The organism is Streptococcus sp. TATVAM-FAB8 (assembly GCF_046592795.1).
Taxonomy (GTDB): Bacteria; Bacillota; Bacilli; order Lactobacillales; family Streptococcaceae; genus Streptococcus; species Streptococcus ruminicola.
Window position 1 is genome coordinate 1 of record NZ_JAWVPQ010000018.1, and the last position, 24,316, is coordinate 24,316.

General features: G+C 37.9%; 26 protein-coding genes. 4 read left to right on the top strand and 22 right to left on the bottom strand.

Annotation, left to right across the window (positions count from 1 at the left end):
* From SFC32_RS08220 to lepA, 10 genes are all read right to left on the bottom strand, one after another.
* On the bottom strand, window positions 1-648 hold a 648-nt coding region (locus tag SFC32_RS08220; RefSeq protein ID WP_411216653.1), incomplete at its 3' end, for an MFS transporter.
* A 434-nt stretch (window positions 649-1,082) separates the two neighbouring features.
* Window positions 1,083-1,220, bottom strand: coding sequence for a hypothetical protein (locus SFC32_RS08225; protein WP_234791858.1), 138 nt, complete (start codon window positions 1,218-1,220; stop codon window positions 1,083-1,085).
* A 164-nt stretch (window positions 1,221-1,384) separates the two neighbouring features.
* A complete protein-coding gene (locus SFC32_RS08230) occupies window positions 1,385-1,846 on the bottom strand; it encodes a GNAT family N-acetyltransferase (RefSeq protein ID WP_411050176.1) in 462 nt (153 codons plus the stop codon).
* 17 nt (window positions 1,847-1,863) lie between these two features.
* The gene (locus SFC32_RS08235; RefSeq protein WP_411050177.1) at window positions 1,864-2,382 is read right to left on the bottom strand and encodes a hypothetical protein; all 519 of its coding nucleotides are present in this window, start codon (window positions 2,380-2,382) and stop codon (window positions 1,864-1,866) included.
* A 187-nt stretch (window positions 2,383-2,569) separates the two neighbouring features.
* Complete coding sequence (rlmD, locus tag SFC32_RS08240; protein ID WP_411050178.1) at window positions 2,570-3,940, bottom strand: 23S rRNA (uracil(1939)-C(5))-methyltransferase RlmD; 1,371 nt, start codon at window positions 3,938-3,940, stop codon at window positions 2,570-2,572.
* A 109-nt stretch (window positions 3,941-4,049) separates the two neighbouring features.
* A complete protein-coding gene (locus SFC32_RS08245) occupies window positions 4,050-5,528 on the bottom strand; it encodes an LCP family protein (RefSeq protein ID WP_411050179.1) in 1,479 nt (492 codons plus the stop codon).
* Window positions 5,529-5,627: 99 nt separating this feature from the next.
* A complete protein-coding gene (gene pheA / locus SFC32_RS08250) occupies window positions 5,628-6,452 on the bottom strand; it encodes a prephenate dehydratase (RefSeq protein WP_411050180.1) in 825 nt (274 codons plus the stop codon).
* Entirely contained in the window at window positions 6,449-6,925 is a 477-nt protein-coding gene (locus SFC32_RS08255; RefSeq protein WP_411050181.1) for a shikimate kinase, read from the bottom strand. The genes pheA and SFC32_RS08255 overlap by 4 nt, the downstream gene beginning before the upstream one ends.
* On the bottom strand, window positions 6,918-8,201 hold the full coding sequence (gene aroA / locus SFC32_RS08260) for a 3-phosphoshikimate 1-carboxyvinyltransferase (RefSeq protein WP_411050182.1): 1,284 nt from the start codon (window positions 8,199-8,201) through the stop codon (window positions 6,918-6,920). Before aroA ends, SFC32_RS08255 begins: the two co-directional genes overlap by 8 nt.
* Before the next feature lie 150 nt (window positions 8,202-8,351).
* On the bottom strand, window positions 8,352-10,187 hold the full coding sequence (gene lepA / locus SFC32_RS08265; protein ID WP_411050227.1) for a translation elongation factor 4: 1,836 nt from the start codon (window positions 10,185-10,187) through the stop codon (window positions 8,352-8,354).
* 252 nt (window positions 10,188-10,439) lie between these two features.
* On the opposite strand from lepA, the gene SFC32_RS08270 reads away from it, so the two are divergent.
* Window positions 10,440-11,006, top strand: a complete 567-nt coding sequence (locus SFC32_RS08270; protein WP_074481531.1) for an Ltp family lipoprotein — start codon at window positions 10,440-10,442, stop codon at window positions 11,004-11,006.
* Between the two features lie 113 nt (window positions 11,007-11,119).
* Here SFC32_RS08270 and ndk read toward each other — a convergent pair whose 3' ends face one another.
* The 10 genes from ndk to cdaA form a co-directional block, all read right to left on the bottom strand.
* Entirely contained in the window at window positions 11,120-11,536 is a 417-nt protein-coding gene (ndk, locus tag SFC32_RS08275; protein WP_039696631.1) for a nucleoside-diphosphate kinase, read from the bottom strand.
* A 91-nt stretch (window positions 11,537-11,627) separates the two neighbouring features.
* Complete coding sequence (locus SFC32_RS08280; RefSeq protein WP_411049795.1) at window positions 11,628-11,894, bottom strand: type II toxin-antitoxin system HicB family antitoxin; 267 nt, start codon at window positions 11,892-11,894, stop codon at window positions 11,628-11,630.
* 30 nt (window positions 11,895-11,924) lie between these two features.
* Window positions 11,925-12,095, bottom strand: coding sequence for an NADH-quinone oxidoreductase subunit L (locus SFC32_RS08285; RefSeq protein WP_411049794.1), 171 nt, complete (start codon window positions 12,093-12,095; stop codon window positions 11,925-11,927).
* A complete protein-coding gene (locus tag SFC32_RS08290) occupies window positions 12,095-12,751 on the bottom strand; it encodes a TIGR01906 family membrane protein (RefSeq protein ID WP_411049793.1) in 657 nt (218 codons plus the stop codon). The genes SFC32_RS08285 and SFC32_RS08290 overlap by 1 nt, the downstream gene beginning before the upstream one ends.
* Entirely contained in the window at window positions 12,741-13,514 is a 774-nt protein-coding gene (locus SFC32_RS08295; protein WP_411049792.1) for a TIGR01457 family HAD-type hydrolase, read from the bottom strand. The genes SFC32_RS08290 and SFC32_RS08295 overlap by 11 nt, the downstream gene beginning before the upstream one ends.
* 94 nt (window positions 13,515-13,608) lie before the next feature.
* The gene (locus tag SFC32_RS08300) at window positions 13,609-14,337 is read right to left on the bottom strand and encodes an acyl-ACP thioesterase domain-containing protein (RefSeq protein ID WP_006532632.1); all 729 of its coding nucleotides are present in this window, start codon (window positions 14,335-14,337) and stop codon (window positions 13,609-13,611) included.
* 5 nt (window positions 14,338-14,342) lie between these two features.
* Window positions 14,343-15,473 carry a radical SAM family heme chaperone HemW gene (hemW, locus tag SFC32_RS08305; protein ID WP_411049791.1) on the bottom strand — a complete coding sequence of 377 codons (1,131 nt, stop codon included), beginning with the start codon at window positions 15,471-15,473 and terminating at the stop codon, window positions 14,343-14,345.
* 109 nt (window positions 15,474-15,582) lie between these two features.
* Complete coding sequence (glmM, locus tag SFC32_RS08310; protein WP_039696625.1) at window positions 15,583-16,935, bottom strand: phosphoglucosamine mutase; 1,353 nt, start codon at window positions 16,933-16,935, stop codon at window positions 15,583-15,585.
* A gap of 107 nt (window positions 16,936-17,042) precedes the next feature.
* Window positions 17,043-17,999 (bottom strand): YbbR-like domain-containing protein, encoded by a 957-nt coding sequence (locus SFC32_RS08315; RefSeq protein ID WP_074965186.1) that lies wholly within the window; start codon window positions 17,997-17,999, stop codon window positions 17,043-17,045.
* Window positions 17,996-18,844, bottom strand: coding sequence for a diadenylate cyclase CdaA (gene cdaA / locus SFC32_RS08320; RefSeq protein ID WP_039696623.1), 849 nt, complete (start codon window positions 18,842-18,844; stop codon window positions 17,996-17,998). The genes SFC32_RS08315 and cdaA overlap by 4 nt, the downstream gene beginning before the upstream one ends.
* 105 nt (window positions 18,845-18,949) lie before the next feature.
* On the opposite strand from cdaA, the gene murT reads away from it, so the two are divergent.
* Both murT and gatD read left to right on the top strand, forming a co-directional pair.
* Complete coding sequence (murT, locus tag SFC32_RS08325; RefSeq protein WP_411049790.1) at window positions 18,950-20,293, top strand: lipid II isoglutaminyl synthase subunit MurT; 1,344 nt, start codon at window positions 18,950-18,952, stop codon at window positions 20,291-20,293.
* A gap of 1 nt (window position 20,294) precedes the next feature.
* Window positions 20,295-21,083 (top strand): lipid II isoglutaminyl synthase subunit GatD, encoded by a 789-nt coding sequence (gene gatD / locus SFC32_RS08330; protein ID WP_411049789.1) that lies wholly within the window; start codon window positions 20,295-20,297, stop codon window positions 21,081-21,083.
* A gap of 163 nt (window positions 21,084-21,246) precedes the next feature.
* On the opposite strand, the gene eno is transcribed toward gatD, so the two are convergent.
* Window positions 21,247-22,545: a surface-displayed alpha-enolase gene (gene eno, locus SFC32_RS08335; protein WP_004232506.1), complete on the bottom strand. Its 1,299-nt coding sequence runs from the start codon at window positions 22,543-22,545 to the stop codon at window positions 21,247-21,249.
* A gap of 206 nt (window positions 22,546-22,751) precedes the next feature.
* Between eno and SFC32_RS08340 the strand changes: the two genes are divergently transcribed.
* On the top strand, window positions 22,752-23,201 hold the full coding sequence (locus SFC32_RS08340) for a YueI family protein (RefSeq protein WP_074564035.1): 450 nt from the start codon (window positions 22,752-22,754) through the stop codon (window positions 23,199-23,201).
* Here the strand turns inward: SFC32_RS08340 and SFC32_RS08345 are convergent.
* On the bottom strand, window positions 23,198-24,313 hold the full coding sequence (locus SFC32_RS08345; RefSeq protein ID WP_166043004.1) for a glycerate kinase: 1,116 nt from the start codon (window positions 24,311-24,313) through the stop codon (window positions 23,198-23,200). The two genes, SFC32_RS08340 and SFC32_RS08345, sit on opposite strands and share 4 nt — an antisense overlap.
* Window positions 24,314-24,316: the final 3 nt, after the last annotated feature.

Genomic DNA, 24,316 nt, shown 5'->3' on the forward strand with positions numbered 1-24,316 from the left:
AGAATTGCTAATCATAATTAGAGTCGAGAATGCTACTCCTAACAATATTAAGTTCCATGGAATATCTTTAACATTATCAATGCTGAATATTTTTTGATCATTATTCAGTGTATTTCTGATTTCAGGTAATCCTATTAAACTTAATTGACTTAAAAACACAAATACAATGGAAATAATAATCGGATAACTAATATTCCTATTCAATAAATATGGAGATATAATTGTAACAATAGCTATAAAAACATATTTTATTGTATTGAGATATTTCAAAAATGATTTATACACTACTTCATCATCAATTATTTCAAAATTATAGGCATTAAGAACACCTGAAAATAATGATTCCGACAATCCAAAAGATATTGCTGAAATATATATTATATTTGATTTTCCAAAGAGTAAACAAGATAGTGCTAGAATTAATAGAAAATTTGATATAACCAAAATTTTCTTGTAACCAAACTTACTTGAAATAACGCTTAATGGAATATCAAAAACTGAACCACATAACTCGGTAATAACAGATAAACTAGCTATTTCTGTGAAAGAGAAACCTAGATGCTTTAAAAGTAACATTGTTACAAAGTAGTACGGTAATCCAGACAGAAATATATTCATCACATATAAATTAAAAATCCTTTTACTCATAATTTGCAAACTGAGTCTCTAAAATATTCTGGACTCTTCTCCTTAATCAAGTTAACATAGCAGCCGCCTTCGCAAATTTTTACTAAGCCACAAGATAAACATTTAGAATTCTTCGTTCTAAAAGAACGAATTTCTCCATACAACGAATCATCATATCAAATATCTAACAAATTTTTTCATATTGTACCTCTGATATGCATACACAGGAATATTCTTAATTTTCAGTATTTTATCATAAAATATAAAAAATTGAAAGCGAGAAAATTTACATGAAAAACAATAGGTTATTAACTACATTACTTCTAGCCTTTGAGGAAATCATTATTATTGTTATGGGTTAATTGCTATTTGAAAAATAAAAAAGCGAAGGTATAACTACAATGCCTTCACTAAAATATTTTATACATAAAAGTATTTATTCAATACAATCCTGCTTAATAATAGCTAAAAATAACTCTACTTCGCTGTTTCAGTAGCTCGTACAAGCAGTGATACTGCCACCATGACAAGCCACCACCGTGTAGCAGCATGATAACTTCTTGATTCTTTTGACCAACTTCAACAACTTTCATCACAATCTCCTACCCAAAATGCTAACAAAAAAGACCAAAAGTCCTGGTAAAATAATAACACAGCACAACTAATCAAGTACCTGTTATCATATTATCATACTTTTGGTTTTATTTGATGGGGATAATGTTTTTATTAGTAAAGTGAATATGCAAAACTTAAAAAGTTATTTTAAAGACATAAGATAGATTTGACAAGGATTTTTCTCATCCCACAATGTTGGAAATACCTCAAATTCCTTAAAACCAAGTGAAAGATAGAAACGATTTGTGCTATCATAACTATCGTATTTTCCCATTTGAACCGTTTTGACTTGAAGAAAAGTGTAACCTTTTTCGGTAGCAATCTCTTTAGCTTTCAAAACAAGAGTTTTTCCAACACCCTGTCGGTGATATTTTTTCAAAACTCCCATTACAAATAGCTCAACTGTATCTCTTCCAGTTTCTTTCAAATAAACAAAACCAACTGGGTGATTTTTATCATAAGCAGCTATAAATGGGCACTTTGCACTTTCTTTGATGTAGTTCTCACGCGCTTCAGAAATTCCAAACCATTCAGGCAAAGCTTCTAAAATAAAACGTGTTATATCTTGTTTCTCAGTATCATCAATTATTTCTTTGAGTTTCATTGTATTTTTAAAACTTCCTAATCAATTCTGCCACTTTTGGCTAATTTCATAGCGTCCGCAGTTAAAAATGTTCTACGAATCATTGTTTCAATGTAGCGCTCCATAAGTTTTTCATCATCAAGAAACAACGTAAAAAATCTTAATGTCCTTGCTTGATTAAACCAAACGATTTTTATTGGTACTTTTAAGGTTTTACTTTCTCCACCGACTGCCAAACTTGATTGTTCATCTTTCAACTCTTGCATTTTAAAAAAATCATTTTCATTCTGACGAAAACTTTCGATACATTCAATCTCTTTAGAACCAGGTAGTGAACTGTAAGTAATGGTAGAAATATTCATTAAATCAGCCTTGCTCATATAACTAGCCCAATCAACCATGCCTTTCCAACCATAACCACGAGCAGCTAACAAAACGTCATACTGATGCCAAGCTTCTTGACTGCAATGACGAATCTCTTTAATGTAACTTTCATCATCTAAAACATCTCTAGAAGTCAACCTCTTCTTTTTCTTGAAAAAATCAAGTAGTCCCATAAAATCCCCCTTCATAAATCTTAAAAATCTTCATAAACAGCTTACCTTAAAAATCAAATGCAAGCTAAATTCTTATTCTGCGTTTTTAACTAGTAAACTTACACATTCAGCGGTTCGCCGTTACCGTTTCATTTCGTCGCTAACTCCTCATTCTACGACAGCTATCGCATGGGCAGAACATCTGCTTCTACTTCGCTGTTTCAGCAGCTCGTACAAGCAGTGATACTGCCTCAACATGGTGCGTATTCGGGAACAAATCTACTGGTTGTACTTTTTGGAGTTTGTAGCCAAGTTCTTGGTAAAGTTTGATATCACGCGCCATAGTTGCTGGGTTACATGAGATGTAAGTGACTTTTTCTGGTTGCATGGCTACGCTTGCTTTGATAAAGTTTTCTGTCAAGCCTTTACGTGGTGGGTCAACCAAAATGACGCTTGGTTTGATGCCATTTTTGCTCCATGTCGCCATGGCATGCTCTGCAGAATCAGCAACATAATGCGCATTAGTAATGCCATTAAGTGCGGCATTGCGTTTAGCATCTTCAACCGCTTCTTCAATCACTTCAACACCATAAACTGCTTTAACATTTTTGGCAAATGAAAGCCCGATAGTTCCAATACCAGAATAAGCATCAATCACGATGTCATCAGCCGTCAAATCAGAAAAATCAATAGCTGTTTGATAAAGTTTTTCAGCCATTTCAGTGTTCACTTGGTAGAATGAACGCGCTGAGATTTCGTATTGATTGCCAAGCATGCTATCAACAATCGTATCTTTTCCATAAAGTGTTCTAAAGTCATTACCAAAAATAGCATTGGTATTTTTATCGTTAATGTTTTGAACAACTGATTTCACCGCTGGAAATTCTGCAACAATTTTTTCGATGATTTGCTCGATACGGAAAATTTTCGGACGTGTTGTGACAAAGACAAGCATCACCTCACCAGAATAATGTCCACGACGAACCACCAAGTTACGAATTAAACCAGTTTGTTCTTTTTCATCGTATGGTTTAAGGTCAAAACGACGAAGCAAATCACGTGTGAAATTGATTAAACGGTCAATTTCTTTATTTTGAATGTAAAAATCAGAAATTGGCATCAAATCGTGTGAATGTTTGCGGAAGAAACCAGTTTCCAGTTGTCCATTAACACGGCGAACTGGCACTTGCGCTTTGTTACGGTAAGCGTAAGGATGCTCCATACCAAGTGTTTCTAACACTTCAACATCTGAAATGCCAGCTGTTTTATACAAATTATCAGCAACTTGTTTGCGTTTAAATTTCAATTGTTCAGCGTAAGCCAAATGTCCAAAATCCGCAATTCCTGTACGCAAGTAATCCACATTCAAATCTTGGTTACGGTGTTCAGAAATGGTGAGGTATTCTTCAACCTTACCAAAACCAATATTTTTCTTCACTTTCAAGATGCGCATCTTGATTTTTTCACCTGGAAGAGCATTTTCAACAAAAAAGACGAAGCCATCAACTTTGGCAACCCCTGCTCCTTCGTGTGATAAATCTGTGATTTCAACCTCTACAATGCTATTTTTTTCTAACATATTTTCCTTTCATGCCTGACTTATATAAGCCATCAGTAATATCTTATTCTCGGTTTCTTCCCTATAAAAAAATAGAGAAGCTTAACTGCCTCTCTATTATATCATATTATTAACGTAGCCCAAGGTCCTTCAACTCTTTTTGGTATTTATTGAAATCAATGGCAATTCCTAGACCGCCATACATATCATAATCATCTGTCCAGTCGCCTTCTGCAGGAACTGTCTTTTGCTCAATTCCTTTTTGACCACTTGTCACCACACCTAAACCTTCTTTGACAAGAAACGGATAAGAGATGTTGGTTGAGGTAAGGGCATAAATTTTACCAATTGCTGCTGAGCCTGTAAAAAGTTTTGAAGGATCTTTGATTTGATTGACGATTGCTGAGATGACTTGTTGCTGGCGCTGTGTACGACCATAATCACCGTCATCATCCTTACGAAAACGCGCATAATTTAGCAAAGTCCGTCCATCCATACGTTGTTGACCAACTTCAATGGTTTGATTAGGAACGCTGCCATCTGCTTGCATGTTAAGGTCATCTGGCACTTCTACTGATGACACTTCTTGACCATCAACCGTACCAAACTTGGCATCTATCTCAACGCCCTTTGGAAAGAGCGTATTGATAGCTTCTGCGAATGTTTCAAAATCAACCATGACATAATACTTAACGTTAATATCAAAGTTATCCTTCAAGGTTTTACGCATGAGCTCAGCACCTTGACGATCATCTTGTTCGCCAATGTTAAAGGCCACATTTAGCTTTTGATCATTAGCATAATCATTATAGCTGACACCATTGATATTCACCAAAGTATCACGCATGAAGCTAACTAACTTAACCTTACCTTCTTTGTTGCCAATATTCATCACCATGATGGTATCTGTTCTAGCATCAGATGAGCCTTGCGAAATCCGCTTATCACTACCAAGAATCAGAATATTAGTCCCATCATGACTATCTTGACCGTTAAAAGGTTCTACTACTGCAGCAGAATATTTCGTCTCGCCACTAGAAACTTCGTGAACCCCATGATAAAACATGTAAACCATGCCAATCATAACGATAACAACTAAGAAACCACAAAATTGCAAAAAATGCTTGAAACGTTTTTTATGGTTCTTCTTTTTGGGCTTCTTTGCTTTGGTCACCTTAGGTTCTTCGTGAGCGATTCCTTCGTAATAATCTAAATAAGAAGTTTGCTTTTTTGCCTTTTTCTTTCGCTTTGAAGTCCGTGACTTTTTTGCCTGCGGATATTTTGGCAAACCTTGTGAGGTCACTTGATTATCATAATCATCATAATCGTCGTATTCATCGTAAGTCACATAGGCATCATAATCATCGTCATAGTCGTCATCGTAGTAATCATAATACTCATAATAGTCGCCATAATCGTCATAACGCTCATAATTTGGCTCTTTATTGGCAGACGAAGGATATCCAGATGACATCTCTTGCATACTCATCTGCTTTTTATGATAGAGATAACCAAATTCTTCCTTTTGTTGCGGATTTAGATATTCTAAATTTCCCAAAAGGTACTCATATCTTAATTCTTCGTGTCGACTTAATTTATCTTGTGCCATATCTCATACCACTCTTTCAATCTAGCTATACTAAAGTCAGTACAAGTTTAACGAAACGACTATACTATTATTATACTAAAAAATGACATTAGAACGAAATCATAACTTGTAAACGTCGTAATTTCCGAGCATTTTATAACCAATACCAAGCTGGCGCAATTCTTCCAGCGCAAAAGTGACTAGAGCTTCATTGGTATTATCAATATCAACGATGAAAAAGTACTCTCCAAGAGCTGTCTTCAAAGGACGACTTTCGATTTTAGTCAAGTTAATTCCGCGCCATGCAAACACAGACAAAGCCTTATAAAGTGCCCCTGGAAGATTATCTGGGAGCGTTAAAGCTAATGAGATTTTTTGTTGAGACTTAGTCAAATCAAATGAACACTTCTTGCGCCCCAGTACCCAAAAGCGCGTGAAATTCTCATCCATCTCTTGGATATCTTTAGCAATAATCTCCAAGCCATACTCTTTTGCTGCTGCAACTGGTGCAATTGCTGCAAAAGGCTCAGCAGGGTTTTCAGCAATAAAACGCGCAGCATAGGCAGTGCTCGCTGTCATTTCAATTTGAGCATTTGGATAGTGAGACTTGATGTATTTTTTTCCTTGAGCAATAGCCTGCGGATGTGAGAAAATTTTTTCAATCGCCTTATCCTGCGAAGTTGCTAAAAGCTGTTGTTTAATCGGTTGAATCATTTCCGCAACCGCTTCAATTTTTGCTTGATGAAAAAGGTAGTCCAAGGTTTCATGAACTGACCCTTCAATCGAATTTTCAACTGGAATAATGGCATAATCCACCATTCCTTCTTCGTAAGACTTGATTACTTCAGTGATATTTGCAAAAGGCACTCGTTCAGCTTCTGGGAATGCCTTAACAGCAACATTGTGCGTAAAAGAACCATTCGGTCCTAAATAGCCAACTTTCATCCAATTTCCTCAATAATTTCTTCCGGTGTTTTTCCAGCAACTTCGATAATACGATTGGCTGCAGCCTCATACATCTCTTGACGTCCATCAAAGATAGCCTTGAAATCTTCTTTACTATTATTAACAAATAAAGGACGGACATTCTTTGTATCATTTTTAATACGATCATAAAGCGTTTCAAAATCAGCTTTAAGATAAATCGTCTCACCATTTTTTGCTAAAATTTCACGATTAATCGGATTAATCACAACTCCACCACCAGTTGAGATAACATGGTCAGAATTTGCCAATTCGGCTAAGACCTGTGATTCAATCTCACGGAATTTTGCTTCGCCTTCTTTTTCAAAAAAGTCCGCAATTGACATGCCAATACGCTCTGTAATCAAAGCATCCATGTCGATATAATCTTTATCTAAAAGTGAGGAAATGGTTGATTTTCCAGATCCCATAAATCCAATAATAATTCTAGCCACGTGACAAGACCTCCAAATCACTAAAGAAGCTTGGGTAGCTTGTGTTGATTGCTTCTGCGCGCTCTAACTCAACATCACCCTCTGATACCAAAAGCGCAGCAATAGCTGTCATCATACCGATACGGTGGTCACCGAAAGTATTGATTTTAGCACCATGAAGCGGTGTTTTTCCTTTGATAATCATGCCATCATCAGTCGGTGTAATATCAGCCCCCATTGCATTCAAAGCATCCGCCACAACTTGGATGCGGTCTGTTTCTTTGACTTTTAACTCTTCTGCATCACGAATGACTGTTGTGCCATTAGCTTGTGTAGCAAGAAGAGCAATAATTGGTAATTCATCAATCAAACGTGGAATGATTTCACCACCGATTTCAGTGCCAGAAAGCTCTGAAGTTTCAACGGTAATCGTTGCTGATTTGGCAATGTCATCAACATCTGAAATGGTCATTTTTCCACCCATTGCTTCAATGACATCTAGAATACCTGTACGTGTTTCATTGATACCAACGTTTTCAAGTTTTACTTTAGCATTTGGAACAATAAGCCCTGCAACTAACCAAAAGGCTGCTGATGAAATATCACCTGGAACGACCACATCTTGACCAGTAAATTCTTGACCACCTTTGATGCGAATCTCTTTGCCATTCACATCAATTGCACCGCCAAATTGAACAATCATGTCTTCGGTGTGATTGCGAGTTTTCTCTTTTTCAATGATGACTGATTCCCCATCTGCTTGCAAAGCGGCAAAAATCAAAGCAGATTTCACTTGAGCTGATGCCACAGGAAGTTGGTAATGAATAGGTCTTAGATTTTTACTTCCATGCATGGTAAGTGGTGGCAAATCACGCTCTGTCTGACCAGAAACTTCTACACCCATTTGACGAAGTGGAATTGTCACGCGATCCATTGGACGTTTTGACAAACTGTCATCTCCAAACATCTCAACCGTAAAATCTTGTCCAGCCAAGACACCAGAAATCAAACGAATTGATGTTCCTGAATTTCCCATATCAAGTTTATTTTGAGGGGCTTTAAGACCATCAAAACCAACACCTGTAATGGTTACAAGGTCTCCATCATCTTGAATATCAACCCCTAAATCACGAAAAACTTGCATGGTTGACAAAACATCTTCGCCACGTAAAATATCGCGAACAGTCGTTTTCCCCTTAGCAAGACTTCCAAACATGATAGAACGGTGACTGATTGATTTATCTCCAGGAACACGTAACGTTCCTTGTAATTGTGACACATTTGTCAATAATTTCATACAACTCTCCCACGGTTTAGTTTTAATTCTATTGTACCATAAAAATACTGAAAATTTGCACAACTCTCTAACAATTCTCTTTTTATGATGTTTTATGTACAAAATTTACAAGAAAAACAACTGAAAGAAATTCTTTCAGCTGTTTATGTTTTATTTTTTGCTGCTTTCGTCATCCATTGAAAGAACTGACAAGAAGGCTTCTTGTGGCACTTCAACAGAACCGATTGCTTTCATACGTTTCTTACCAGCTTTTTGTTTTTCAAGCAATTTACGTTTACGAGAAACGTCACCACCATAACATTTAGCCAAAACGTTTTTACGAAGGGCTTTAATGTCTGAACGAGCAACAATTTTTTGACCGATAGCCGCTTGAATTGGCACTTCGAATTGTTGACGTGGAATGATTTTCTTCAATTTTTCAACGATTAATTTACCACGTTCATAGGCAAATTCATTGTGAACGATGAAGCTAAGCGCATCGACTTTGTCACCATTAAGCAAAATATCCATTTTAACCAATTTAGATTTACGGTATTCTGAAATTTCGTAATCAAAGCTAGCATAACCACGGGTTGATGATTTCAATTTATCAAAGAAATCAAAAACGATTTCAGCAAGTGGGATTTGGTAAATGACATTAACACGATTTTCATCGATGTAATCCATTGTCACAAAATCACCACGTTTGCGTTGCGCAAGTTCCATAACCGCTCCAACAAATTCTTGCGGAACCATGATTTGTGCTTTAACATATGGTTCTTCGATACTTGCAACCTTAGTTGGGTCTGGGAACTCAGATGGATTTGACACTTCTAGCATTTCGCCGTCAGTCGTATTGACATGGTAAACAACAGATGGCGCTGTCATGATCAAGTCAATGTTAAACTCACGTTCCAAACGTTCTTGAATAACGTCCATGTGAAGAAGTCCCAAGAAACCACAACGGAAACCAAAACCAAGGGCTTGAGATGTTTCTGGTTCAAATTGAAGACTAGCATCATTCAATTGAAGTTTTTCAAGTGCTTCACGAAGGTCATTGTATTTATTTGATTCGATTGGGTAAAGACCAGCAAACACCATTGGGTTCATTTGTTTATAACCGTGAAGCGGTTCTGCTGCTGGATTATCCGCAAGCGTAACAGTATCACCCACACGAGTATCAGCTACTGTCTTGATTGACGCCGCGATATAACCAACATCACCTGTTGCTAAGAAATCACGTCCAACTGCTTTTGGTGTGAAGATACCAACTTCAGTGACATCAAATGTTTTACCATTAGACATCAACTGGATAGTATCTCCAGGTTTCACCATACCATTGACGATGCGTACTTGAAGGATAACTCCACGATAAGCATCGTAAACTGAGTCAAAGATAAGGGCTTGAAGTGGTGCTTCAACATCACCAGCTGGTGCTGGCACGTATTCAACGATTTGTTCAAGGATTTCTTCAATCCCGATACCAGCTTTGGCAGAAGCAAGTACTGCTTCTGACGCATCAAGTCCGATAACATCTTCGATTTCTTGACGCACACGTTCGGGATCAGCAGCTGGCAAGTCAATCTTATTAATGACTGGCAAGATTTCCAAATCATTATCAAGGGCTAAATACACGTTAGCAAGGGTTTGAGCTTCGATACCTTGTGCCGCATCGACAACCAAAATAGCCCCTTCACATGCCGCTAGAGAACGTGACACTTCATATGAAAAGTCAACGTGCCCCGGTGTGTCAATCAAGTGGAAAATGTAAGTTTCACCGTCTTTAGCTGTGTAATTCAACTCAATCGCATTCAATTTGATTGTGATACCACGTTCACGCTCCAAATCCATGCTATCCAAGAGTTGAGCTTGCATTTCACGACTAGAAACTGTTTCAGTCTTTTCCAAAATACGGTCAGCCAAAGTTGACTTCCCGTGGTCAATATGCGCAATAATTGAGAAATTGCGAATCTTTTCTTGTCGTTTTTTTAATTCTTGAATATCCATCTATCCTATAATCCTATACAATTATTCATTATTTCTATTATAACAAATAAACACCTTGGGTGCTATAAAAAGTTTGTAACAAGCGATAAAAGCAAGGAAAATCACTTATTAAAAAGAGCCTCAAATTTCTTTACATTTTGTAAATAAAGCGCTATCATTTAAGTGAAAATTAGACTAATAACTTACTTCCACACTTCATTTTAAACTGTATTATCCTATCTCACACACTTAACCGTTGATAAGGAGAACATCATGAAAAAGAGAACAATGATTATTGCCTGTGCTTTGGCACTATTAGGATTGTCTAGTTTTTTCATAACAAGTCCACCACTTGTCTCGCACCCTCATATCGTCTATGCTGCAGCGACTAGTAGCCAGAAAAAAGCTCTAAGCAAGGCTGAAAAGTACTACAAGCTCATGAACATGTCAAAATTAGGCATTTACGACCAATTGACATCAGATGTTGAAAAATATTCTGCCGAAGATGCTCAATATGCCGTTGACCATTTGAAAGCTAATTACAAAAAAGCTGCGCTTAAGAGAGCAAAGAGCTATTACAAGATTATGCACATGTCAAAACAAGGCATCTACGACCAATTGTCTAACGAAAATGGCGATAAATTCACTGCTGAACAAGCTCAGTACGCTATCGACCATGCCAAATTAGACTATAAGAAAGCTGCCTTGGAAAAAGCAAAAAGTTATAAGAAAACACTAGACTTGTCATCAGATGAAATCTACGAACAACTCACTTCTGAACACGGCGCAAAATTCACCACCGAAGAAGCTCAGTATGCCATCGACCATCTGAATGACTAAGCCAATCTAACCTAGCAAACCTATGACCCATATAGGAAAAACCACCTAGAGAATTTCTAGGTGGTTTTGGTGTGAGAAAACAAAAAAGCAGTCCAAAAGACTGCCTCAAAATATTATTCCCCAAACCAAAGGGCAATTTCACGTTCAACTGATTCTGGTGAATCTGAACCATGAACAATGTTAAATGTTGCTGCTCCTTCTGCTGGTGCTTGAGCAAAGTCACCGCGGATTGTTCCAGGAAGAGCTTCTTTAGGGTTAGTTGCCCCCATCATTGTACGCCAAGAAGAAATCACTTCTTCACCAGACATAACACCAGCAATCACTGGACCACTTGTCATAAAGTCCACGATTAGTGGGAAAAATGGACGGTCAACTAAGTCTTCGTAGTGTTTTTCTAGCAATTCTGGAGTAGCCATACGCATTTCCAATTTTTCGATTTTGAAACCACGACGTTCAATACGGTGCAATACTTCACCAACAAGACCGCGTTTCACGCCATCTGGTTTAATCATAAAGAAAGTTTTTTCCATGTAAACAATCCAACCTATCTAATTCTAAATAAATTCACCTTCAATTTTACCATAAAAGAAAACTTTTGAAAAACGTTGAAAGGCATTTTCACTAAAGTTTTAGTTGATTTTCATGAACTTCAACCTTAACTAGGTTAACTGAACCATCTGTACAAGATATTTGTTCCATATCACTTAGATTTGGCCAAGTGATACCTTCTTTTTGGTGAGTTTCCAAAATAGCTTGTAAAAACTCTTGAGCATTCATCATCGCTTCTTCAAAGTTCCCACCTTGAGTACCTCCTGCAAGCTCTGGAAATTCAACCCAATATCCATTGATTCCTTTATGAAAAATTGCAGGATAAGCTTTTAACATCATAAACACCCTTAATTAAGTAACTGATTTTCCCTAACTCACCAACCAGCCCCAGAAAAAGGGAAGGAGAAAGGCGATGATGCCGCAGATGACATAGGTGATGCGCAGCCATTTTGGCGAAATGTTAGAGGATTTTACCCAAAATGTGATGGCAAATATCCACGCTACTGCAAACAGTAGCCAAAAGTACCATGCAAGTGTCATTATTCATCCTTTCTCTCATTATTTTTTAGGCGATGATTTAATTGCTTACGAGCTATTGCGACTAAGCTTAGCATCATCGCTTCATAAGCTACAAAGAAGATGATAAAGCAGTGCATGAAGTACTCTTCTGGCAGCACCCAGATGATTGGATCTGTTGCTGGATTAAAGAGCCAACTGCTATCACCAGGAAATAAGGCTTCATGAAAGAGAGTAAAGAATTGGTCAAAACCAATCAAAAGACCTGCTACTGCAATGACAATCGGTAAAATAGCTGCAAAAGCAAATGTTTTTTGATGTAGAAAAAGGGATTTGTCAGCTCTGCTATTTTTCCAAAAACGCCAAGATGGATAAGCCAGTAAGATGAATACTGCTTGTGCTAAATGAAATAGATGCTTCACGTCGCCAAAATGCTTAAGCCCACTAGCTGATGAGGGGAAATCAGGCATAGCTAGAGTGTGCGATAATGGATTTGTCAGATATGTCATCAAGACATTGAAGTTTTTTAAGAGGTCAGCTTTTGTTATAGTCACTTGGAGGGTTAGCTTAAGCCAATCTACCTCTAAAGGATAGATTAACCAAGCGCCGTAAATAGCTACTAGCACTGCAAAAGATAATAGCCATAACCAAGTGCTAAAGGTCCAAATTCTATTTTTCATCAAAATTCCATTCGTCAAGGCTAGCTAGTACATGGTCAGGTTTTACTGGAAGTGTTGGCACTTCTTCAGGTTTGGTAAATCCTGTTGTCACAAGTAAAGTAGCAATATCATTTTGAATTCCTGCCATGATATCTGTTAGGTAGTTATCTCCAACCATGATAGCTTCTTCACGTTTGACCCCAAGGACGTCCAAGGCTTTGTTCATGATAATGGCATTCGGTTTTCCGATATAAACTGGTTTAACACGTGTTGCAACTTCTAATAGATTGTTAATGGCACCAGCTCCTGGCATCAAACCACGTTCTGTTGGAATATTCAAGTCTGGATTTGTTCCGATAAAGACAGCACCTTTTTGAATAGCTAATGTTGCTACTGCCAATTTTTCATAGGTTAAATCAGTATCAAGTCCAACAACGACATAGGCTGGATTTTGAGTGTCTTCAACGTAACCCGCTTCAGCAATCGCTGTTTTCAAACCAGTCTCACCAATCACGTAAACTGTTTTGCCACGATTCAAATCATTCATGTAATCAATCGTTGCCATTGTTGCCGTATAAATCGTATTAAGGGGCGTGTGAACATTAAATTGTGTTGCCAACATTTCTTGTACTTTTTCAGGAGTACGTGTTGAGTTGTTTGTTACCAATACATAAGGAATTTGTCGTTCTTGTAGACGTTGGATAAAGCGTTCTCCAGCTGGAATACGATCTTTTCCTTTATAAATTGTTCCGTCTAAATCAATCAAATAGCCTTTATAAGTCATTCTTTCCTCCATATATAGTAAATGACCTTTCAGGTAAGTTAAAAGGTCATTAAGTCTTACTTCTTTCCTTAATTATTTAAAAATAGCAGAGCGCTTATTTTTCTTTCCATTCAATGCGTGCTTGAGCTCGTACCACACCTTGAGTGACAATTTCATGCTTGGTTGTCAATCCATCACGTTCAACTCGTGACTTAATGTCATGGCCATATTGAACCTCTTTGACATATTTCAAATTGATTTGGTGAGGAATGTATTTTTCCAAAAAGTTAACGTCTAAAACATCATACATCCATTCAAGGTATTTGCTGTTATTGACATGACCATTCAAATCAAGATCAAAGAAACGCACGTGGTAGAGAGTTTCTTCTGGATTTTCCAAGCCTTCATAACGAGGACCACGGTAAATTTTCTTCACTTTTTCAACTTGGTAAACATCGACAATATCATCAACAACAGGATGCACTTTGCGAGTGTCATAATCCATCAAAACAAAGGTTGAATGAATGGTCAAAATCTTCTCACCATCTTCGCCATAGACATTGAAATCACGGTAACAAAAGAGCTTGTTATAAGCTGTTGGCACCGTCTCGATTACAATGTTTTCGGTATATTTAGGCAAGCGGTCGATCTCAATAGCATATTCTGTGATAATCCAGACAAGATTATAAGTTTGAAAAACATACTCGTCACTCATTCCAAGACTTAACGATTGTTTGCCAGAAACTTGCAAAACAAGCGATAAGAGTTGTGATAATTTCATATTTTGATTAATATCACTTTCATAAAAAGGTACTTGATATTTTTCTTGATAACTTAATCCCATCTTTTTTACTCCAATATAAATCTCTCTGCGACTGTGTCTCCCAAAAACAGTCCTTTTTTGGTCATGCGTACCACCTTATCATCTGGAACCAATAGGCCTTGCTGACAAAGTTCTCTCACGATTTGACCATAACGTTCTTCAAAAGACAAGCCGAATTTTTCTTCAAATCTAGCAATAGACACACCAGATTTTTTGCGTAATCCTAAGAACAATTCTTCTTCCATCATCTCATCTTTTGTCAATTTTTCTTCTGATAATCTGGCATTACCTTGAGCAACTGCTTTAAGATAATGCTGAATTGGTCCACGATTACGATAGCGGACACCATTTAAATAGCCAGAAGCCCCTGCTCCCACACCAAAATACTCTGCATTGTCCCAGTACATCAAATTATGGCGGCTTTCAAAACCTGGTTTGGTGAAGTTTGAAATTTCATAGTGCTCAAAGCCATTAGCTTCCAGCTCAGAAATAATATATTCAAACATCTCCGCTTCCAAGTCTTCTTTAGGTAATTGTAATTTACCGCGACGCATTTTATTCATGAAAACCGTGTGATGTTCCAGAATCAAACTATAAAGGCTTAAGTGCGGAATATCAAGGGCAATAGCCTTAGCCACATTTTCCTTAACATCTTCCATAGTTTGACCAGGAAGAGCATAAATCAAATCAATGGAAATGTTATGAAAACCAGCTTTTTTCAAATTCGAAATCGTTGAATAAATCTGAGCTTCATTGTGACTGCGACCAATTTGCTTCAAATGTTTGTCATTAAAAGTCTGAACGCCAAGTGAAACACGATTAACGGCTGAACGCTTGAGCACTTCAATCTTATCTTCTGTTAAATCACCTGGGTTAGCTTCAATAGTGAATTCTTCTAAAGCACTCAAATCCAAGTGCTTAGTCAAATTCGTCAGCAAGTACTCCAGTTGTTCTGCCGTAATTGAGGTTGGTGTTCCACCACCAATATATAAAGTACGCAACTGTTTAATATCATAAGACTCAAACTCACGAATAAGAGCCTGCAAATACTCATCGACAGGCTGATTCTTGATAAAAACCTTTGAAAAATCACAATAATAACAAATCTGCGTACAAAAAGGAATATGTACATAAGCTGATGTTGGTTTTGTTAGCATGACGCTATTATAACATTTTTAAGTGAGATAACCAATGAATTAAATACAATAAAATCTTAGCAAGCAAAAAAGGAGAGCACCACTGCTCAATCCTTTTTCATTATTTTAATTAGTCGATTCCAATTTCTTTACGAACGACATCAGCGATAGTATCGACATAGTAGCTTACTTCTTCATCGGTTGGAGCTTCTGCCATAACACGAAGAAGTGGTTCTGTACCACTTGGGCGGACCAAGATACGACCGTTTCCGTTCATTTCTTCTTCCATTTTGCTGATGATTTCTGCGATAGCTGGAACTTCCATGGCTTTGCTCTTCATGCTGTTTTCAACACGAACGTTAACCAATTTTTGTGGGTAAATTGTAACTTCGGCAGCCAATTCAGAAAGTGGTTTACCAGTTTCTTTCATGACTTTAACCAATTGGATACCAGTCAATTGACCATCACCAGTGGTGTTATAATCCATGATAATCACGTGACCTGATTGTTCACCACCAAGGTTATAGCCTGATTTACGCATTTCTTCAACAACGTAACGGTCACCAACAGCTGTGATAGCTTTGTTGATACCTTCGCGGTCAAGTGCTTTGTGGAAACCAAGGTTTGACATAACAGTTGTTACGATTGTGTTGTGAGCCAATTGTCCACGTTCAGAAAGATATTTACCGATGATGTACATAACTTTGTCACCATCAACGATTTCACCATTTTCATCAACAGCAATCAAACGGTCGCTATCACCATCAAAAGCAAGACCAACTGCAGCACCTGATTCTTTAACAAGTTCTTGCAATTGTTCTGGGTGAGTTGATCCTACACCATCATTAATGTTAAGACCATCTGGATTTTCACCGATAACTGTAATATCAGCATCAAGATCTAGGAAAATATCACGTGCAGATACAGATGCTGAACCATTTGCTGTATCAAGAGCAACTTTCATTCCTTCTAAGCTAATACCTGTTGATACAAGGAATTTTTCGTATTTACGAAGACCTTCTGGATAATCAACAAGTGTTCCCAAACCGTCTGCTGAAGGGCGTGGAAGAGTATCTTCTGGTGCATCAAGAAGAGCTTCAATTTCCAATTCTTGATCATCAGCCAATTTAAATCCATCACCACCGAAGAATTTAATACCATTATCTTGAGCAGGGTTGTGACTAGCAGAAATCATAACACCAGCGCTAGCTTTTTCAGTACGAACAAGATATGAAACACCTGGAGTTGCTAAAACACCAAGTTTGTATACTTCAATACCTACTGAAAGAAGACCAGCTACCAAAGCTGATTCAAGCATTTCACCTGAAATTCGAGTATCGCGTGCTACAAATACTTTTGGACGTCCTGTTTCATGCTGACTAAGAACATAGCCACCAAAGCGTCCTAATTTGAAAGCTAACTCAGGGGTCAACTCAACATTTGCTTCTCCACGAACACCATCTGTTCCAAAATATTTTCCCATTATTTTTTAGCGAAAAATTCGCTTCCTCCATTACTAATATTCATTTCCTAAGGGCAAGAAATTTGCTTGCCTAGTATTCTTTAATATATAGTCCTAGCTATTATGAACTATTTTTTTGTCACTGTCAACTGTACCGTCACTACAGAAGGCTCTACTGCCACATTATCTGCTGTTAAGTTGACACTCAAATTAGTATCTTTTGTCACATTTGAGACATCGACATTAGCAACCACTTCGTTAACAGCGTTAAGGGCATCTTGGCTACCAGCAATCGTCACTTGGTCTTGACTGAGACTATAAGAGATATTTGATAGCTTATCATTCATTTTCCCAGTCATCTTAACAGTCACAGGAACGGTTTTGGTCAATCTCTTAACTGTCACTTCAAGTCGAGCTTTTGATGGGTTAATCGCACTAGCAAGAATTGTGCCATCTGAGGCAACAGCTTGTAGAGCTACTCGTCCATTGTAATTGCCATTTAAGACTTCATTTTCAGGCAGTTTAGCAACCACATGATCGATTTGATCAATGATTGATTCTGCACTTGTGACTTCAACTTCAGATATGTCTGTTGACACTTTCTTCAGCTCATAGCCTTTGGCGATTTGATTATCATCAATGACACCTTGAACATCAAATGTTTTGGTTTTCTTTTTGCCAATAGTCACTGAGATATTATTAGGTGAAGCTGTCGCTGTAACACCTGATGGCAAATTAGTCACCTTAAGAGGCACTGTTTGAGTCCCTTCACCCAAGTTTGACAAGTCAGCAACAACCTTGAAACTTCTCGTGTCATTATTGATTTCAGAGTCCAATTTAACACGGTTGATTGATGTTAAATAAACTTCTGTTTCATACGAATAACCACTGATAAAATACTTATCACTATCGTATTTGATATCGATAGGGACATTTGTTAGGGTGTGGGTGAAGGTCTCTGTTGCGCCAGATACCTGCGACCCAACATGCGTATAGTTACTTGTTGTGGCAGTCAAAAATAGGAGAATAGAAAAGATAATGGACACAATAACCAACCAGAATTGACTATTGAAAAACTTTTTCATTTTTTCTTCCTCCAAAATTTTTGATACCAGTGGTCTTCTTCCTCAACTTTTGTAATTAAGTGGGTGCGAAGAATCGCTTCAAAATTCTCTTTGGTCAAATCATGCAAAAACTCACCTTTTGAAGTAATTGAAATACCACCAGTCTCTTCTGACACAACAATTGTAAGAGCATCTGAGTTTTCTGAAAGTCCAATAGCTGCGCGGTGACGTGTTCCGAATTCTTTTGAAATGGCCATTGACTCAGACAAAGGAAGGTAAGAACAAGCTGTCGCGATTTTATTACCACTAATGATTACCGCACCATCATGCAAAGGTGTGTTTGGGATGAAGATATTAATCAACAACTGACTTGAAATATCAGCATCCAAAGGAATCCCTGTAGAAATATACTCTTGCAATGTTTGCGTGCGCTCGATAGAAATCAAAGCACCAATTTTACGAGGACTCATGTAAGCAACTGATTTTACCAAGGCTTCAACCAGTTTTTCTTCGTCGCTAACTTGTTGCGTTTGTGAAAAAACTTGCGTCGAACGACCAAATTTTTCAAGACCAGAACGAATCTCAGGAGCAAAGATAACAACACACGCGATAACACCGTATGTGATAACTTGATTCATCAAATAAGTGATGGTCGTAAAGCCAATCCACTCAGCGACAAATTTCAAAATGATAAAGAAGACAACACCTTGAATCAAGGACATAATCTTCGTGCCAGCTAAGGCTTTTATTAAACGATAAATAAAATATGCTACGATTAAAATATCTAGTAAATGAACAACAATAGTCCATGGATTTTCAACTAAAGTTGCCCAAAATTTAGCATCAATAGCCGCTAAATTACTCATACATACATCTCTTTTCTCTAACTAAATAAAACTACCTTTCTATTATACCACTTTTAAAACAGATTTTCTTTATTCGAATATTCCTTTTTGTGGTACAATATTCCTATGAAAGTAAACACATTAATGGGAATTACGGCCGGTAAAGCAGCTCACGCCATTCTTTCAAAAATGGGACGTGGCTCAACCTTGCCTGGAAAAATCGCCCTCAAATTCGACAAAGACATTTTAGATACGATTGCCAAAGATTATGAGATTGTTGTTGTCACTGGTACAAATGGTAAAACCCTCACAACTGCTTTGACAGTAGGCATTTTGCGTGAGGCTTTCGGTGAAATCGTGACAAACCCAAGTGGTGCCAACATGATTACCGGAATCACATCAACTTTCTTGACAGCTAAAAGAGCTAAATCTGGAAAAAAAATCGCTGTGCTAGAAATTGATGAGGCTAGCCTTCCAAAAATCACAGAGTATATCACTCCAAGTCTTTTTGTCTTCACAAATATTTTCCGTGACCAAATGGACCGTTATGGTGAAATCTACACAACTTATCAAATGATTTTGGATGGTGCAGCAAAAGCTCCAAATGCGACTATCTTAGCTAATGGAGACAGCCCGCTCTTCAATTCAACAAACGTCATCAATCCAGTCAAATACTATGGTTTTGATACTGAAAAGCATACACCAGAATTAGCTCACTACAACACTGAAGGTATTTTGTGCCCACAATGCCAAAGCATCTTGAAATACAAGCTTAACACTTACGCTAACCTTGGTGATTACGTTTGTGAAAATTGCGGTTTCCACCGTCCAAAACTTGATTATGCTTTGACAGACTTGACAAAAATCACAAATACAACATCTGAATTTGTCATTGATGGGCAAGATTACAAGATTAACGTCGGTGGTCTTTACAATATCTATAACGCCCTTGCAGCCGTGTCTGTAGCTGAGTTCTTTGGAGTTTCTCCTGAAAAAATCAAAGCTGGTTTTGACAAGAGCCGTGCAGTCTTTGGACGTCAAGAAACCTTCAAAATCGGTGATAAGTCTTGTACTTTGGTTCTTATTAAAAACCCAGTTGGTGCTAGCCAAGCTCTTGATATGATTAAATTGGCTCCATATCCATTTACACTATCAGTTCTACTCAATGCCAACTACGCTGACGGAATTGATACTAGCTGGATTTGGGATGCTAACTTTGAATCTATCTTAGACATGGATATTCCACAAGCCTTTGCTGGAGGCGTGCGCCACTCTGAAATTGCACGTCGCTTACGTGTGACAGGTTATGATGAAGATAAAATTACAGAAGCTGAAAGCTTAGAAGATATCATGGCTTTGATTGAAGCTCAACCAACTGACCATGCTTACATCTTAGCGACTTACACAGCTATGCTTCAATTCCGCGAAATCTTAGCAAGTCGTCACGCCGTTGGAAAGGAGATGAACTAAAATGACTTATACTTCACTACAATCTCCTAACACTAAAAATTACCAATACGAATTAAACGTTGCTCATCTTTACGGAAATCTAATGAATACCTACGGTGACAATGGTAACATCCTTATGATGAAATATGTCGGTGAAAAGCTTGGTGCTAAAATGACCTTTGATATCGTGTCACTTGGTGATAGCTTTGATGCCAATTACTATGATATGGCTTTCTTTGGTGGCGGACAAGATTACGAACAATCAATCGTCGCTAAAGACCTACCAGGCAAAAAAGAATCTATCGCTGATTTCATCAACAAAGGCAAAGTTATGCTTGCAATCTGTGGTGGTTTCCAACTTCTAGGTCAATACTACGTCCAAGCAAACGGTGAAAAAATCTATGGTCTTGGGGTTATGGGACACTATACCCTTAGTCAAAATAATAATCGTTTTATCGGTGATATCAAAATTCACAATGATGAATTTAACGAAACTTATTACGGTTTTGAAAATCACCAAGGACGTACTTTCCTTTCAGAAGATGAAAAACCACTTGGTACTTGTGTTTACGGAAATGGTAATAACAAAGAAGACGGTACAGAAGGTGTTCATTACAAAAACGTCTACGGTAGCTACTTCCACGGACCAATTCTTTCACGTAATGCTAACTTAGCTTACCGACTTGTAACCACTGCTTTGAAGAACAAATACGGCTCTAGTATTACACTACCAAGCTATGACGACATTCTTTCAAAAGAAGTTGCCGAAGAGTATGCCGATACTAAGAGCAAAGCTGAATTTGAAAAATAAGATTTTACAAAAAATGCTTGAAGAAAATTTCTTCAAGCATTTTTATAATCTCTTTTGTGTTCACTTAATCAAGCTATCTTATCGACAATATGTCAATACACTTTTTAAAAGCACAAAAAAACCTTAGCCTAAGCTAAGGTTTTTACCTTAATATAATCAGAGATTATTTTTTAAGGTTGTAGAATGATTTCAATCCACGGTATTCAGCTACTTCACCAAGTTGGTCTTCGATACGAAGCAATTGGTTGTATTTAGCGATACGGTCAGTACGTGAAAGTGAACCAGTTTTAATTTGACCAGCGTTAGTTGCAACTGCGATGTCAGCGATTGTTGAATCTTCAGTTTCACCTGAACGGTGTGATACAACTGCAGTGTAACCAGCTTCTTTAGCCATTTCGATAGCTTCGAATGTTTCAGTCAAAGTACCGATTTGGTTAACTTTGATAAGGATTGAGTTAGCAGCTTCTTCTTTGATACCACGTGCAAGGTATGAAGTGTTTGTTACGAAGAAGTCATCACCGACCAATTGAACACGTTTACCAAGACGTTTAGTAAGTTCTTTCCATCCGTCCCAGTCGTTTTCGTCCATTGCATCTTCAATAGTGATGATTGGGTATTTGTTAACCAATTCTTCGATGTAGTCGATTTGTTCTGCAGCAGTACGTTTAGCAGCACCTTCACCTTCGAATTTAGTGTAGTCATAGATTCCGTTATCGTAGAATTCTGATGAAGCACAGTCAAATCCAAGGAATACATCTTCACCTGGTTTGTAACCAGCAGTTTCGATAGCTTTGATGATTGTTTCTACAGCGTCTTCAGTTCCTTCAAATTTAGGAGCGAAACCACCTTCGTCACCAACAGCTGTTTCAAGACCACGTTCTTTAAGGATTTTCTTAAGTGTGTGGAAGATTTCAGCACCCCAACGAAGAGCTTCTTTGAATGTAGGTGCACCAGCAGGTACGATCATGAATTCTTGGAAAGCGATTGGAGCGTCTGAGTGAGAACCACCGTTGATGATGTTCATCATTGGAGTTGGAAGAACTTTAGTGTTGAAACCACCAAGGTAGCTGTAAAGTGGAACTTCAAGGTAGTCAGCTGCTGCACGAGCTACGGCAATAGAAACACCAAGGATAGCATTTGCACCGAGTTTACCTTTGTTTGGAGTACCGTCAAGAGCGATCATAGCACGGTCGATAGCTTGTTGATCACGAACATCGAAACCGATGATTGCTTCAGCAATGATGTTGTTAACGTTGTCAACAGCTTTTTGAGTACCAAGACCGTTGTAACGAGATTTGTCTCCGTCACGAAGTTCAACTGCTTCGTGTTCACCAGTAGAAGCTCCTGAAGGAACCATACCACGACCAAATGCGCCTGATTCTGTGTAAACTTCTACTTCAAGTGTTGGGTTACCGCGTGAGTCAAGGACTTCGCGAGCGTAAACATCAGTAATAATTGACATTATGTTACTCTCCTTATGAGTTTTTAATATTTTTACACTAAAATAATACCATAATATCGGCGCTTAAGCAAATAAAAACGAGAAATTTTGAAAATCGCTACCAAGTTTCATAGCTTTTCACAGTTTTCAATAACAAAACAGCCCAAAACTGACAGTTTAGTAAATTTAACTTATAATGATTGTAAGAACATATGGAGGGCCCTACCATGACCGATTTAGAAAATAAAGTTTTACAAGCTGCAACAGGCGAAAAACGCTTAAATCCTGATGAACAACGTCTTTATTTTGGAACTTTTGCCGAACGCGTCGTTTTATCAATTCCTCTTGAAGATAGCCGTTTAGAAGAGGTTAAAAATCGTTTTAGTGATATTTTAGGACAATTAGCTAAACAATACGACACAATATTAGTTAAAATTTCTCCAAAACTCTCCGTCTCAAACCAAATGTTTTACATGAAAATCGCTCAAGAACAAAACATTCAAGCAACCATTGTTGATGAAAAGAATGCTCAATCACCTTACGGTATTATCGTTCATTCAACCAAAGCTGAAAATGTAGCTAATCCTCTATTATCTGAACAATTTCCAGCTACAGCTGAAAAACCAAAAGAAGCCCCTAAAAAAGGCTTCTGGTCAAAATTATTTAACAAGGATTAAAATCTAGTAAAGCTTAGTAAATTTCCGATGTTTTGGGCGGTGCGTTCCAGATTTTGCTCAGCTTTATCAAGGGTATTTTCCAAAGTATCAACGTCAGCAATTATCGGAAAGGCTGCTTGAATGTTAGAAATCGGAAAGCTTGGTAAATCATCTTTGAGACTACCACAGATAGCAATGACTAATTTACCACGAGGTGTGCGCTGTGCTAGACCAACAGGAGCTTTACCTGAAAGACTTTGCTTATCCATTCGTCCTTCGCCGACAACAACGATGTCAGCTTTCTGAACACGTTGATCAAAATCAAGCATGTCAAGAACAGCATCAATGCCAGAAATGATTTGACCTCCAGCAAAGGCTGCTAAACCTGCTGCCATTCCGCCACCTGCTCCCGCTCCAGCCAAATCCAAAACAGCTGGGAAGAAAGTTTGGTAAAATCTTTCCATATCTTTATCAACGCTTGCAAAGTCATCTTTTGCAAGCCCTTTTTGTCCCCCAAAGATGTAAGTTGCCCCATTTGGACCACATAGAGGATTTGTCACGTCAGTGATAACTGTCACCTTAGTTTGAGATAAATCCCAACGACAGCTTTCATAAGAAACCATGGTAATATCACCAAGGTGTTCGCCAACCGCTTCGACTTCATGACCTGTTTTGTCAAAGAAACGATAGCCAAGACCTGCCGCCATTCCCAGACCACCATCATTGGTTGAACTGCCTCCAACACCAATCATGATTTCTTCAACACCAAGGTCAACCAAGTGACCAATCATTTCACCAACACCTTTTGTCGTAAGGGTTAATGGGCTACGCTGATCCATTGGCACTTTTTCCAAACCACAAATGTCTGCCATTTCAAAAACGGCCAACCGACCATTAGTCGCATAATGGGCTTCGACTGGTTGACCAAACGCGCCAGTAACCGTGTGGCTTTCACGTTTTAAATGAAGACCGTCTGTCAAGGCTTCCAAAGTTCCTTCACCACCGTCACCAACAGGCATGACATCAAAAGTCGCATTTGGCATAGCTTTTCGAAAACCTTTTTGAACAGCTTTTGCAACTTCAAGTGCTGATAAACTTTCTTTGAATGAATCAGGTGCAATTAATATATGCATAGT